The organism is Hyphomicrobiales bacterium, from assembly GCA_016125495.1.
Taxonomy (GTDB): Bacteria; Pseudomonadota; Alphaproteobacteria; order Rhizobiales; family RI-29; genus RI-29.
The window spans coordinates 37906-51700 of the sequence record WGLQ01000009.1 but is presented as its reverse complement, the minus strand read 5'-3'; the positions used below and the strand labels follow the sequence as shown (position 1 = coordinate 51700).

Sequence of the window (13795 nt, the reverse complement as noted above, 5' to 3'; positions counted from 1 at the left end):
CGACACACTGGCAAGGTTCGTCCGTGGCTGGCCGGCCGACCGCATCGACGACTTGATGCCATCGGCTCGCATTCGGTCCGAATTGGCCGGGCCCGCCTGCGTGGGGCGCGGTGCGGCGCTCGCGATTGTCTGGGTGGAACCGACCGTTCGGCGTGAGGCGCCGGCCCGCAGGACGCCGCCCGAAGCGGCGCTGTTCGCGGACGCCCGGCCGGGCTGGGGGGAGTTGGCGGTCAGCCCCGAGGGCTCACGAGCCTTCCGGTCGGACGTAGTAGGTCTTGCCGATGATCCGCCATTGCCCTTCTATCCGCAGCAGCGAGACGTGGTCGGTGATCCAGGCGCCGAAGCAGTATCCGGTGACGGTGACGACGGCCGTGTCGCCGAGCAGTATCAACCCGTCGAGCCGCCATTCGAAGGGGCCGTCGCCCGAGCGTGCATACTGCGCGCCGGAGACGAACTGGTCGAGATCGGCGATCTCGAGGGCGCCGCCGAAATGGCCGGCGATCTGGGCCTTGGGGTGAAACACCCGGCGCAGGCCCGCCTCGTCGTTCGCGATCATGGAATCGTAGTAGTCGCCGACGACCGAAACGACGTCCGCCCCGTCATGGATGCTCATCCTCAATTCGTCCCTTCGCGTGCGCCGATGGCCCGACCCCGTGCCTCGGTCATGGTTCGAGAGACCTGCCTTAGCATCACTGGCGGGCCGGCGGCCAGTTCCGGCTCGCGGTCAACTCCGGCGCTCGCCCCCACGTCGTCCCCGGCATCCGAAGCCGTCGTGGTCGAAGCACTTTCTGCCGACGTACCGGGCGCCCAAGTGGGGCCGCGCTGCCGGGGATAGACGCGCGTTGGCCGATTGTAGGCGTGCCTTTCGTCGCGAGGGCGGCTATAGAGCCTGAGAAATACGTGCTCGCGCGCTCGGGCGCCGCCGCTCGCGCCGGGGCACCTCGCCTTGCCGGAAGATCGAGGAAGAACATGGACGGAACGCTGCAATCGTACTTCCAGGAGTATCTGGCGGTCGTGATCTTCTTTGCGGTTGCCGGAGCCATTGGCATCGCCCTCATGGCTTCCTCGTTCATCATCGCCTACCAGCAGCCGGACAGCGAGAAGCTCTCGGCCTACGAGTGCGGCTTCAACTCATTCGACGACGCGCGCATGAAGTTCGACGTGCAGTTCTATCGCGTCGCGCTGCTGTTCATCATCTTCGACCTCGAGGTGGCCTTCCTCTTTCCCTGGGCGATCGCCTTCTGGGACATCGGCGATTTCGGGTTCTGGTCGATGATGGTGTTCCTGGCGGTGCTGACGATCGGGTTCGCCTACGAATGGCGCAAGGGAGCGCTCGAATGGGATTGATCGGTGAGCGGCAGGGCGGTGGCGGCGGCTGGGTCGCGGACCGGGCGGGCGAAGGGGATCGCGGCGCTGGCGTGCGGCCGGGCGACCTCTATTTCAACCAGATTTCCGATGAGCTCGCCGACAAGGGCTTCATCACGACGACGACGGATGATCTCATCAACTGGGCACGCACGGGCTCGCTGATGTGGATGACGTTCGGCCTCGCGTGCTGCGCGGTCGAGATGATGCAGACCGCGATGCCGCGCTGGGACATCGAGCGCTTCGGTTTCGCGCCCCGGGCGAGCCCGCGCCAGTCGGACGTGATGATCGTCGCGGGCACGCTGACCAACAAGATGGCGCCGGCCCTGCGCAAGGTCTACGACCAGATGCCCGAGCCACGCTACGTCATCTCCATGGGATCGTGCGCGAACGGCGGCGGCTATTATCACTATTCCTATTCGGTGGTGCGCGGCTGTGACCGGATCGTACCGGTCGATGTCTATGTGCCCGGGTGCCCGCCGACTGCGGAGGCGCTGCTTTACGGCGTGCTCCTCCTGCAAAAGAAGATCAGGCGCACCGGCACGATCGAGCGCTGAGGTCAGGCAGGCTGAACGCCGACGGCCGGCCGACAGGGAAGGGACGAGCGGGTATGAGCGAGGCACTTCTGGAACTTGGCGCAACGCTCGAGGCAAAGCTCGGGGCGCACATCCTCGGCCAGGAGCTGGCGTTCGGTGAGCTGACAGTGCGTGTCACGCGGTCGCGCATTCTCGAGGTCTGCAAGCTGCTGCGCGACGATCTCAGGATGCGCTTCGAGTGCCTCATCGATATTTGCGGCGTCGACTACCCGGGCCGGGCGGAGCGCTTCGAGGTCGTCTATCACCTCCTCAGCCTGCACCAGAACATGCGGGTGCGCATCAAGGTGACGACCGACGAGACGACACCGGTTCCGAGCCTCGTCGAGGTCTTCCCGGCGGCCAACTGGTTCGAGCGCGAAGCCTTCGACCTCTACGGTATCCGCTTTTCTGGCCATCCGGACCTGCGCCGCATCCTCACCGACTACGGCTTTCGCGGACATCCGCTGCGCAAGGATTTCCCGCTCACGGGCTACGTCGAGGTGCGCTACGACGACGAACTCAAGAAGGTGGTCTACGAGCCGGTCAAGCTCGTGCAGGAGTTCCGCTCGTTCGACTACGTCAGTCCCTGGGAAGGGCCGGACTATGTGCTGCCGGGCGACGAGAAGGCAGCCGGCTGAGCGAACGGTGGGGTCGAGGCGATGAAGGAGAGCTTGAAGCCCGGCATCAGCCATACGATGACGTTCGTCGTGCCAGCGAACAAGACGGTGCCGCACCTCTATCCCGAGGCGCCGGAATTCCAGACGATGCCGGGCGTCTTTGCGACCGGGTTCCATGTCGGCCTCATGGAGTGGGCGGCCGTCAGGGCGATCGCGCCGCATCTCGACGAGGGTGAAGGCTCGCTCGGCATCCATGTCGATGTCTCCCATGCGGCGGCCACATTGCCGGGCCAGACCGTGACGGTGACCGCGACCTGCACGGCCGTCGAGGGCCGGCGGCTGACGTTCCGGGTTGCGGCGCACGACGGTCTCGATGCGATCGGCGAGGGCACGCACCAGCGCATGGTGGTGCCGTGGGAGCGGTTCCGCGCCAAGGTCGATCAGAAGGCCGCGGCAGCGGGCGTTGCGCCCCTTGCAAGGAGCGGATCATGAGCGATGCGATCGCGAAGGAACTGACCGGCAAATGCCTCTGCGGCGCGGTGCGGTTCACGTTCGCGCCGGCCGAGCCGCACTTCGATGCCTGCCACTGCGGCATGTGCCGGCGCTGGGGCGGGGGGCCGGCGCTCACGGTGCGTGCTCTCGCCGCGCCCGCTGTCGAAGGAGCGGACAACGTCGCCACCTACAAGTCGTCCGAGTGGGCCGAGCGCCACTTCTGCCGCACGTGCGGCAGCCACCTTTTTTCCGTGGCGCCGGCATTCGACTACTACGGTGTCAGCTACGGTGCGATCGACGATGTGTCCGGGCTCGCATTCACGATGGAGATTTTCATCGACCGCAAGCCGGACGCCTATGCCTTCGCGAACGAGACCAGGAAGCTGACCGAGGCCGATTTCGTCGCCATGGTGTCCGGCTCCGTCGGGAAAGAGTGAGAGCTATGCCAGAGACCGAAATCCGCAACTTCAACATCAATTTCGGTCCGCAGCACCCTGCGGCCCACGGTGTTCTCCGGCTCGTGCTGGAACTCGACGGTGAAGTGGTCGAGCGTGTCGACCCACACATCGGTCTCCTCCATCGAGGGACGGAAAAGCTGATCGAGGCCAAGACGTATCTGCAGGCGATCCCCTACTTCGATCGCCTCGACTACGTCGCGCCGATGAATCAGGAACATGCATTCTGCCTCGCGATCGAGCGTCTCGCGGGGATCGAGGTGCCCTATCGCGGCCAGCTCATCCGCGTGCTCTTCTGCGAGATCGGCCGCCTCCTCTCGCATATTCTCAACGTGACGACGCAGGCCATGGACGTCGGTGCCCTGACGCCCCCGGTCTGGGGGTTCGACGAGCGCGAAAAGCTCATGGTCTTTTACGAGCGCGCCTCGGGCAGCCGCATGCATGCTGCCTATTTCCGTGCCGGCGGCGTGCACCAGGACCTGCCGGACGCGCTCGTCGAGGATATCGCCAAGTTCTGCGAGCACCATCCCAAGGTGCTCGATGACATCGAAGGGTTGCTCACCGACAACCGCATCTTCAAGCAGCGCAACGTCGACATCGGCGTCGTTTCCCTCGAGGATTGCCTCAAGTGGGGATTTTCCGGCGTCATGGTGCGTGGCTCGGGGGCGGCCTGGGACCTGCGCAAGTCGCAGCCCTACGAGTGCTACGCCGATCTCGATTTCGACATTCCGATCGGCAAGAACGGCGACTGCTACGATCGCTATCTTATCCGCATGGTGGAGATGCGTGAAAGCGTCCGGATCATGGAGCAGTGCTGCGACCTTTTGCTTTCCGACAAGGGGCGGGGGCCGCATGTCGCTACCGACCAGAAGGTCGTGCCGCCAAAGCGCGCGGAGATGAAAACCTCGATGGAGGCGCTCATCCACCACTTCAAGCTCTATACCGAGGGCTACCGCGTGCCGGCCGGGGAAGTTTATGCAGCGGTCGAGGCGCCGAAGGGAGAGTTCGGCGTCTACCTCGTCTCCGACGGCTCGAACAAGCCCTACCGCTGCAAGATCCGCGCGCCGGGCTTCGCTCACCTCCAGGCGATGGACTTCCTCAATCGCGGTCACCTGCTCGCCGACGTTTCGGCCATCCTCGGTTCGCTCGACATCGTGTTCGGTGAGGTCGATCGCTGAACTGCGGTCGGGGCATAGACGGGGCTGGCGTGGTTCCGGGGGGATGCCGGCTCCCGCGTGCCGGGGAGGGGCGCGCGTTTACCGTCGATCAACCCTGATGATGGAGCATCCGCAGCATCCATAGTGCAGTATCTGGGTGCTGGTAATGTTCACGCGTTGCGTTCTGCCCGCCATCCTCGGCGGTTTTCTCATGCTCGGTGGTTCGTCCGCAATGGCTCTCGACTGGCTCCACGACCAGTCTCCCGAGGGCAAGGGCCGGATTTGCATGACCGGCCACTTCCACGATGGCTCCAGCGGCGTCACGCCGGACAAGAAGATCGCACTCGTCCAGGCGGTCCAATCCTGGCAGTCGTTCACGGCGGCCGAATATGGCGATCAGTGGGGCAACTTCCGCATCGCGGCCAGCCAGCGGGCGGAGTGCACCGTCTTTTCCGGCGCCTGGAAGTGCCGGGTCGAGGCGCGGCCTTGTCGCAAGGGCTGAGTCGGGGTCACGCCCCCGAAACGAGCAGCGACGCTCAAAAGCAGCGCTGAAGCCCGACGGTACGCGAAAGACGCGGCAGGCCGCCGATGCGGCGCTCCTCGGCGCGTCCCGCCGACCAATCGTGCCAGACGACGTAGGCCCTTTGGGGTTCGCTGCCGGCCGGCCTCGGGTTGGCGGCGGCGGCTCCAGGGACCTTCGTCAGAAGGTGGGAGCTGGCAGGGGTGAATACGGCGTTCGAGGCGACAGCAACCATCTCAATTGCTTTCCTTGTTCGTGTCCGTCCCCGTAATGGAAACGATAGGTTGCTCCGGGACGGGAAATCGACGGCAGTTGTCGAAGGCGGTTAAGCGGTCGTAAAGCGCCGTGCCGCCGCAGGAATCAGGCCGCCGAAGTCGAAAAAAAATCGGCGAGTTCGTGCATTACTGGTGCGGTGGACTCGGCAAAGCCCCAGGGTGGCGAAATCACCAGCATGCCGGAGCCGAGCAGTCCTCTGTGCCCATCCCTGGGCGGGGCGAGCCTCAATTCATGCTGCCATGGCGCCGTGCCGGTCCGATCGAGAGCATCGCTTACGATCGCCGCGGTCATCGGCTCGTGCAGACCCGCAGCCAGCATCGGGTACCAGACCACCAGAACGGCCTCGAGCCAGCGCCGGGCGAGGCGGGCAAGGAAGGCGGGCAGGTTCGCATACTCGCTCTTGATCTCGTAGCTCGGATCGATGAGGACGAGCCCGCGATTGGGACGGGGCGGGCTGATGGCGAGGACGCCCTCGTAGCCATCGCGTCGGTGGACGGCGACCCGCGCATCACCGCGCATCAGGGCGGCAAGGGCGGCATGTTCGCGGGGATGGAGTTCCATGAGATGGAGGCGATCGTCCGGTCTCAGGCTGCGGGCCGCGATGAGCGGAGAGCCCGGATAGCTTTCCCCGTTGCCGGCCATGGCGAGGAGGGGGGCAGCGAACGGCGGTCGCTCACGGCGCAGCCGGGCGATACCAGCATTCGCCTCCCCCGTCTTTCTCGCCTCGGGCGAGGCGAGGTCGTAGAGGCCCCGGCCGGCGTGCGTTTCCATGTAGGTGATGGGACGGGCCTTGACGGTCAGGCGCGCGAGAACCAGCAGCAGCACGAGGTGCTTGTGGACGTCGGCGGGTGCGCCCGCGTGATAGGCGTGCTGATAGGAGAGCATGCGCCTCGATAGCCGTCCCGGGGCGCTCGCGAAAGGGGGGCAGGGCGAACGCGGTCCGCCGCCGGTTCACTCGATGCCGAACAACGCCTGGCGAAGGAAGGTCCAGGCAACGTCGTACTTCGGGGCGAAGGTGATGAGGTTGTTGACGCCGCCGACGAAGAGGATGACCGTCGCCCAGCCGAGGACCCGCGTCACCCGTTGCCTCCAGGCGCTCGCCGTCATCGCCCCGTGGACGCGCGAGCGGCGGAAGTGGTCGTAGGCGACCAGCGCGCCGCCGTGCAGGAGCGCCCAGGCCAGCCAGTTGAGGTTGCTGGTGTGCCAGAGGCCGATGACCAGCATGGTCAGCATCATGGCGAGCCAAACGCGGCGAGAGCGTACCATGACCGGCATGAAGACATAGTCGCGCGTGAAGCCGGTCAGCGACATGTGCCAGCGGCGCCAGAAGTCGGCGATGCTGGTGGCGAGGTAGGGATAGTTGAAGTTGTCGACGACGTGATAGCCGAGCAGGCGGCCGACGCCCTTGGCGATCTCGGTGTAGATCATGAAATCGAGGTAGTGGTAGGCGAAGCTGACGACGCCGTGCGTGAAGAAAAAACCGATCCGCTCGGGCGCGGGCCACTGCAGGACGACCGGCACGAGGTCGGTGCGCATCGGCGCGATCACCGCCTGGAGCAGCAGGTAGTCGACCAGCGAGAGCTTGATGAGGATGATCAACGCCATCAGCCCGTAGGTGCGCATGGCGAGCCCGTCCGGCACCTCGACGGGACGGAAATCGGCATATTTCTGGACGGGGCCGGCAAAGAAGATCGGGAAGAAATAGACGTAGGAGAAGAACGGCAGCGCCTTGAGGTGAAGGTAGTCCGGGTTCTTGCGCCCGATCTCGATGACCACCGACAGGAGGCGGAACACGTAGTAGGAGAGGCCCATCAGAACGATCGGCTGCGGCTGCCAGGAGGCGAGCACGTTCTTGACGAGGATGAGGCCGAGGATGCCGATGGCGGTGACGGTGATGATGTACTTGCGGAATTCGAGATCGAGCCGGCTGGCGATATAAGTGGCCGTCGCCAGGATGGTCATGATGAGGAGCGAGCGCCAGTCGAGGTAGCCGATGAGGCCCGCTGACGCGGCGATGAGGATGAGCTGCTTTGCAGCAACCGCCAGCGGTGCGCGGCGGAACAGCTCGATCGCCGCGAGGACGGCAAAGAGCGCGACCATGTAGGGGACGACGCCGAAGTCCTCGGTCATCCTGCGGGCGAGGTCCGTCACCCCCGGAAAGTCGAACATCGATCCCCCAATCGCGCTGGCGCAGCGTTCGCGCGCGTCTTCCTACAAGGTCGGAGAGGTTCCGCAGGCGAGCTTGCGTGCGATCTTGTCCGCACCGATGACGGTCCTGCCGGTCGCGATGTCGGCGGCGAAATACCGCACCTCGCAGGCGCCCGGATCGTCCCCGACGATATTCATCACCGCGAACGAGGCACCGGCGATCGGCTTGCCCGGGTTGTCGACCGTCAAGCCCTCGGCGCTGCTCTCGAGGATGCGCACGGCGCGCATGCCATCCACGTAGTCGAGCCAGTCGGAGACCTTGGCGACATGCACGAGCCCGGCGTCGCGATAGCGCGCGAGCCGCGCAAGGCCCTCGTTCCAGTATGGCCGCAGGCGCGCCACGCGCTTGCCATCGACGATGTCGTATTCGATGGCGAGACGCCCGGGATAAAAATGGAGGAGCGTTGCACCACGCTCGTCGACCAAGCGCGAGAGCAGCGGCTCGACCAGCGGATCGCGGATCGTGGCGTCGGGGAGTACCATGGCGATGTTGCGGAAGAACTTGGGGCGCATGTCCAGGCGCTCGCCATCCATCAACATCGGTACGCTGTAGAGCACGGAGGAAGCTTCGTTCTGAGGGAGCTGACTGATGCTGCAGAGCTCTTGCGGAGGTTTTTTCGTTGCCTCGGATCGACAGACGGGGAGCCGATCGCCCACCGGCCAGGCATAGTCGATGCCTGCCTCGCGGAACGCATCGATGACGAAGTACTGTGTCTGTCGCCGATCCCAGCCGTTGAAAGAAATGTTCGAAGGGATGCCGCCGTGATCGGTCCAGACGCGATTGCCGAACCGCTCGCGCAGAACGGCAAGCGAGCGGTTCGTCGCGAGATGCTCGTTCGCATAGGGTGTTGTGCCCGCCTGATGCGCGGCGATTTCGACCAGACCACTGTCGTGGTAGGCTTGAAGGTCGGCCGAAAAGATCGGATCGGTCGTTATGGTCGGTTGGGTCAATTCGATCGGCGTGTCCTGCACCATGGCGGTGCGGAACGTCAGCGGGCTGCCGCCGGTGAAGACGGTCTTGGTATAGGGGATGCGATTGCCGAGAACGCCTTCTCCCTCGACCACCTTGCGGTCGGGGTTGCCATACATGAGGAGGTGATCGCTGGCGGTGTCCTGGTAATCGGCGTGCTCGACGAAGATGAAGGTCGACAGGTTCGCGTTCGGTTGCCAGACGCGGAACGCGAGGCTCGTTTCGCTCTCGGACGACTCAGCCGCTCGAATGCCGATCTCGCCTGCCGGAACGAAATCCGTGATGGCGAGATTTCGGTAGGTGCGCTCGAAATGCATGAGTTCACCCTCGACCTTCACACGGGCCGGGGTGAGGTCGTAGCCGGAGATCGCATGCTCGTCGGCGTGGTAGAGATAGGCCGACAGCCGGGCCTCTTTATTCTCGCCGTCGAGGGCAATGTCGACGAGGTCGATGCCGTCGAGGAAGAGGACGCGCTCGCTGCCGTCGGTGCGGCGAAGGGCGAGCGACTGCGGGGCCTGTACGCCGATCCGCCGCCGCTTTCCAGGCGCCAGCTCGCGCGGCGTGTGACTGCCGTCCGCAAAGCGGACCGCCACGACTTCTGAAATCGTCAGTTCGACGCCGTAGTTGGCGATCTTGTCCTTCACGGCGCCACTGTCGATGGCCGGCATCGCCAGTAGAAGCGCGTCGCCACCGGTGGTCTCGCCGAGATCCGGCATGCTGAGGTACCGGCGGGCCTCGCGCACGAGGCGCACCTCGAAGTCACGCGGGAACTCGCGGGCGGCGAGTTCCATCCTGTCGACATCGAAGGGCAGGGACCAATTCTGCGAGCGTGTCCAGGCGTGACCCGGCGCGATATAGGGGTGCTTGACGCACGTCGCCGCCGCAATGCTCGCGAGGTCCGGCTTCTGGAACGCCCAGCCGAAGGGCGTGGCGAAATGGGAATACTGGCGGCGGTTCGAATATGTCTCTCCCGTCGGGCCGGTCGTCCACCACTGAGCGCGGAGATAGAAATTGACGTTCGCCTCGGTGTTGAACGACAGCGACATGTGCGAGGCGCCGGCGATCTCGAGATCGTAGGCCTTGCGTGCTTCGTCCCAGGTGAGGGGGGCTGGCTCGGGGTCTGTGCGCAAGGTGTCGACGAAGGGGCGAACCTCGACGCCGAGGCCGGATAGAGAAATCGCGCGCCCGACCGCCGCCCGGTCCGCGAACGCGACGCGGGCGCCCTTGCCGATGAGGTCGCGGCGGATGAAATCACCCTCGTGGACGTGGACGATGTCCGCACCGTTCCAGTCGATCGCGGGCGGCGCGCCCGCGCCCGCCGGCGGGAGATGGATCACTTCGAATTGGTCGCGGCATTCCGGATTGCGAAAGGGAGAGCGGAGATAGCTCCTGTAGAATTCTTTTCCATCCTTGTTGAGGTGGACGTAGTCGGAAAAATACTTCTGATCGTTCTCGAGAACCGCCGGATCGAAGCGCACCACGCGGACCTGCGGATGGCGGGCGGCGAACGCCTCGAACAGCGGGCCGTATTCCGGCATCAGCGGCAGCAGCTCGGCCTCCTCGACGTCGGGGAAGGGGGCTTCGGCGAGCACCAGTCTGAGGCCACGTGCGTTGGCGATCTCGACGAGGATTTCGAGGACGGCGAAGCTCTCGCGCACCGACTGCTCGAACTGCGTCTTGGAGAAATCGCGCCAGTCGCGGAATTCCTTGAGCTTGCGCACCGAGATGTGGCCGCCGTATTCGCTCGCCATCGGTTCGTTGCGGGCCGTGGCCTGGGCCATGCGCGTCGCGGCGGTGGGACCACGTTCTCCAGCGCTGGCATTGCCGCCGAAGGTGGGGTGCTGTGAGGCGATCGGAGCGATCGAGGCGGGCATTGCGGTGGCCGGCGCATCGGCGGCCCAGGCCGTATCGAAGAGCAACGAGGCGGTGCCGGCGGGCTTTCTGGGCGGGCGGGGTTTGAGGGACTGCTTCAGCCGGCGGATCGGGCGCCTGACGTTCTGGTCGACCATGTCGTTGAGGTAATAGGCGTAGGGCATCAGGGGCTGGAAGAGCCGCCAGTGCTTCTGCGTCCAGACCATCGAGTTGACATCGTTGCCGGCCCGGAATTCCTCCCAGAGCCGGTCGAAGGTCGGGCTCGGGAGCATGTATTTTCCGGCCATCCCATTGATGTAATGGGTTTCGACCATCGAACGATCGTACCACATGTTGGCGAACTTGTGGGGCGTGACGATGACGACCACGGTCGAGCCAGGCACTTCCATCGCCTCCATGAGGCGGATCGCGTCGTGCAGCACCTGCGAGCCCGAATAGAGCGAGACGACGTGCTCGCTGATTTCAGGGGGCAGGGTCTTGGCAGCCTCGAAGAAGGGCGGCGCGCTGGACGGGCCGACGATGAACGTCTTGGGCTTGCCTTCGCGATTGGCCTCGGCGATGCGCTGGGCGCCGAGCAGGGCATCACGCTGCACACCTGACTGCCAGGAGGCCGGCCAGTTGCGCCCGAAGGCACCGAGGATTTGATCCTGGAAGGCGACGAGGCCAACGCCCTGGAGAGCGAAAAAGAGCGCCGTATAGAAGATGAATCGCATCGATCGAGTGCCTGCGGCATGTGGGGGCGGGCGGCTTCGGGGCGTGCGCGCGCGAGTGCCCCAAACGAGGCCGTGGCGCGAGCGGTGGGCCGGCCCGTCGCCCGTGGCCTCAGAACCCGACGTAGCGGAAGACCTGCAGTCCCTGGTTGTTGGCGAGATAGAAGAAGACGATCATCCAGAGGGCCGCGGCGGTGAGGAACGACCAGCCGAGTTCGCGCCCTGTTACGTTCCAGGTCGGTCGCGACGTCGCGGCAAGTCGATCGCGCGTCTGTCTCGCGGCCGTACCGGCGATGCCACGCGCCGCGCGGAGCGATTTGTCCGCTCCCAATCTCGCGCCCGCGGCAGCCTTGCTGGCGAGGGAGGACAACCTGTCGATCGATCTCACGCTCATGCTGGCGTCCCGGTTGTGGCGTGCGACCGGACTGCGACGACGTCCGCGGCTACCACGCAGCCCTCCCGTTGCGCGATCGTGCCCGGGCGGGCGAAACTTGCGGGCGACCCGATCCGCATGCTCGCGCCATTCGCCCGCGCGGCTCGCAGCGCGATGGTCAGGCGGCCTCGCTCAGGATGAGATCGGCGATGACGCCGATCCGAAAGTCCGTGAAACTCTCGTCGATCACATCGAGCTTCTTGCCGATGCGCTTTTCGAGCTTGAAGAGGAAATTCATCGTATCGAGGCTGTCGAGGACGTTGTCCTGAAGGAGGTGCGTTGCCTCCGACAATTGCCCGAGGTCCTTCGACAGAACCTCTTTGAGTGCCGCACGGATGTGCCCGATGGCCTCGTCTCTGGTCACTGGCCTCTCCCGTTCGTAGGCTGAGGTTGTGCGTTCAACCGCTCGGCCTTGGTTTCATACCGGTTGGGGCGAGTCAATGCGAGAGGACCAAGCTCCCCCAGGAAAGTCCGACGCCGAACCCCGAGATCAACACGCGCTTTCCAGCGAGGCCGCCGGGCATGGCCATGGCGTCCTCGAGCAAAAGAGGAATCGACGACGAGACCGTGTTGCCGTAGCGCCCGAGGTTCACCAGCAGCTTCTCGCGCGGGATGCCCACTGAGCGGGCGAGCTGCTCGAGCATGTATAGGCTGCCCTGATGGATGGCGAAGAGGTCGATCTCGTCCATCGTAAGTCGGCTGAGTTCGAGGGCGCGCGCGAGGCTTCCCGGCACCTCGCTCATGACGAAGTTGAAGACTCCGCGTCCGTTCATCGTCAGGTAGTATTGCGCCGCCGCGTCGGCGTCCAAGGTCGGGAAGGGGTGGTGGATCGAGGCGAACGGGCTCGCGCCGCGCCCGCGTCGCACGATCAGATTGTTCGCCTCGGTACCGTCCGTGCCGAAGTCGCCGCGGCCGATCTCGCCCGTGCCGCTCGAATCGAGCAGCGTCGCGGTCGCCGCGTCACCGAAGACCGCGACCGTCGATTTGTCGGTCCGGTTCATGATGCGCGAATAGGGATCGCACGTGACGACGATCGCTCGCTCGGCCCCTTGCGCGGCAAGGAACCCCTTGGCCGTGACGAGGGCATAGGGATAGCCCGAGCAGCCGAGGGAAATGTCGAACGAAGCGATGGACTTGGGCGCGTCGAGGGCGGCGAGCAGCAGCGAAGAATTCTGCGGGATGCCGTGGTCGGGCGTCTGGGTGACGAAGACGAGGAGGTCGACCTCGCCGAGCCCGACGCCGGTTGCCGCGAGCAGCCGCTCGACGGCGGCGCGCGCGAGGCCGACACCGGTCTCGTCGGGGCCGAGGAAAGCGCGCTCGGCGACCCCCACCTTGTCGCGGATGAAGGCCGCGCCCTCGCCCACCCATTCGCCGATCTCTTCGGCGCTGTAGCGGTGCTCCGGCACGGCTGAAGCAATGGCGCGGATCTTCATGAGCGCGAGGCTCCCTCGGCCACCTTGCAGGAAAAACCGATGTTGAACGGAGAGAGCGCGCGGTCCGAGGATTCGACGCGGCAGAGCGTCAGCAGCCGGCCGGCATGGGGGCGCTCGAATTCCAGGGTTACCGTCATCGTCGCGGTTGCGGCATAGTCCGGTGCGACGGCGAGCCGCGCGGATGCGAGCGAGGTGAACCAGATGTCCGTGACGTCGGCGGCGGCGCGAGCGTGCAGCCATTTCACGAATTCGATGGTTGCCGCGAGATAGGATTGCATCGCGTTCGTGATGCGGTAGTCGGCCGATCCGGAAAGGCGGGCGGTCTCCTCGAAACGCAACAGGCGTGAGGGCTCGTCGGCGATGCGGGGGGCGGTGGTGGTGCCCTCGAGGAATTGGACGATGCGCGCCGGCTCCTGAGGCTCGGCGGCAAAACGCGCCTCGCCGATCTGGTCCGGCTCCGGTGCGCCAGGTTCGGCGCCTACGTCCAGCAGCCGCGCGGCGACGAGGCGATCGGTGATGCGGGTGAACTTGGCGGTGGTCAGCGTCAGGTGGTGGCCATCCGGCCGGCTGGCCAGCCAGGCGGCGGTGCGCCCGAGGATCTGCGAGCCCTGAACGTAGTTCCGGGTGCCGCGCAGAGTCACATCCAGGGCCATCTCTCGTGAACTCATGGGGCGTGCTTAGGCGCGAGGGCAAACTCGTGTCAAGTTGGTGA

16 protein-coding genes are annotated in these 13795 nt (G+C 65.4%); 7 read left to right on the top strand and 9 right to left on the bottom strand.

Annotated elements, in window-relative coordinates:
* Window positions 1-244: 244 nt before the first annotated feature.
* Window positions 245-613, bottom strand: coding sequence for a nuclear transport factor 2 family protein (locus GC150_09055; protein MBI1385044.1), 369 nt, complete (start codon window positions 611-613; stop codon window positions 245-247).
* A gap of 356 nt (window positions 614-969) precedes the next feature.
* Between GC150_09055 and GC150_09050 the strand changes: the two genes are divergently transcribed.
* The 7 genes from GC150_09050 to GC150_09020 all read left to right on the top strand — a co-directional run bounded on the left by GC150_09050 (window position 970) and on the right by GC150_09020 (window position 5163).
* A complete protein-coding gene (locus GC150_09050; GenBank protein ID MBI1385043.1) occupies window positions 970-1347 on the top strand; it encodes an NADH-quinone oxidoreductase subunit A in 378 nt (125 codons plus the stop codon).
* 71 nt (window positions 1348-1418) lie between these two features.
* Window positions 1419-1922, top strand: a complete 504-nt coding sequence (locus GC150_09045; GenBank protein MBI1385042.1) for an NADH-quinone oxidoreductase subunit B — start codon at window positions 1419-1421, stop codon at window positions 1920-1922.
* Window positions 1923-1975: 53 nt separating this feature from the next.
* The gene (locus GC150_09040) at window positions 1976-2578 is read left to right on the top strand and encodes an NADH-quinone oxidoreductase subunit C (protein MBI1385041.1); all 603 of its coding nucleotides are present in this window, start codon (window positions 1976-1978) and stop codon (window positions 2576-2578) included.
* A gap of 21 nt (window positions 2579-2599) precedes the next feature.
* Entirely contained in the window at window positions 2600-3049 is a 450-nt protein-coding gene (locus GC150_09035) for a thioesterase (GenBank protein ID MBI1385040.1), read from the top strand.
* Window positions 3050-3057: 8 nt separating this feature from the next.
* Window positions 3058-3486, top strand: a complete 429-nt coding sequence (locus GC150_09030; GenBank protein MBI1385039.1) for a GFA family protein — start codon at window positions 3058-3060, stop codon at window positions 3484-3486.
* A 5-nt stretch (window positions 3487-3491) separates the two neighbouring features.
* A complete protein-coding gene (locus GC150_09025; GenBank protein ID MBI1385038.1) occupies window positions 3492-4682 on the top strand; it encodes an NADH-quinone oxidoreductase subunit D in 1191 nt (396 codons plus the stop codon).
* Between the two features lie 145 nt (window positions 4683-4827).
* Window positions 4828-5163: a hypothetical protein gene (locus GC150_09020; protein ID MBI1385037.1), complete on the top strand. Its 336-nt coding sequence runs from the start codon at window positions 4828-4830 to the stop codon at window positions 5161-5163.
* A 34-nt stretch (window positions 5164-5197) separates the two neighbouring features.
* On the opposite strand, the gene GC150_09015 is transcribed toward GC150_09020, so the two are convergent.
* The 8 genes from GC150_09015 to GC150_08980 form a co-directional block, all read right to left on the bottom strand.
* Window positions 5198-5416 carry a hypothetical protein gene (locus GC150_09015; GenBank protein ID MBI1385036.1) on the bottom strand — a complete coding sequence of 73 codons (219 nt, stop codon included), beginning with the start codon at window positions 5414-5416 and terminating at the stop codon, window positions 5198-5200.
* Window positions 5417-5541: 125 nt separating this feature from the next.
* On the bottom strand, window positions 5542-6342 hold the full coding sequence (rlmJ, locus tag GC150_09010) for a 23S rRNA (adenine(2030)-N(6))-methyltransferase RlmJ (GenBank protein MBI1385035.1): 801 nt from the start codon (window positions 6340-6342) through the stop codon (window positions 5542-5544).
* A 66-nt stretch (window positions 6343-6408) separates the two neighbouring features.
* Entirely contained in the window at window positions 6409-7626 is a 1218-nt protein-coding gene (locus GC150_09005) for a hypothetical protein (GenBank protein MBI1385034.1), read from the bottom strand.
* 42 nt (window positions 7627-7668) lie between these two features.
* Window positions 7669-11220, bottom strand: a complete 3552-nt coding sequence (locus GC150_09000) for a hypothetical protein (GenBank protein MBI1385033.1) — start codon at window positions 11218-11220, stop codon at window positions 7669-7671.
* Between the two features lie 109 nt (window positions 11221-11329).
* Window positions 11330-11611, bottom strand: a complete 282-nt coding sequence (locus GC150_08995) for a hypothetical protein (protein MBI1385032.1) — start codon at window positions 11609-11611, stop codon at window positions 11330-11332.
* Window positions 11612-11768: 157 nt separating this feature from the next.
* Window positions 11769-12014 carry a hypothetical protein gene (locus GC150_08990; protein ID MBI1385031.1) on the bottom strand — a complete coding sequence of 82 codons (246 nt, stop codon included), beginning with the start codon at window positions 12012-12014 and terminating at the stop codon, window positions 11769-11771.
* Between the two features lie 73 nt (window positions 12015-12087).
* Window positions 12088-13083, bottom strand: coding sequence for a hypothetical protein (locus tag GC150_08985; protein ID MBI1385030.1), 996 nt, complete (start codon window positions 13081-13083; stop codon window positions 12088-12090).
* On the bottom strand, window positions 13080-13736 hold the full coding sequence (locus GC150_08980; protein ID MBI1385029.1) for a hypothetical protein: 657 nt from the start codon (window positions 13734-13736) through the stop codon (window positions 13080-13082). Before GC150_08980 ends, GC150_08985 begins: the two co-directional genes overlap by 4 nt.
* Between the last annotated feature and the right edge of the window lie 59 nt (window positions 13737-13795).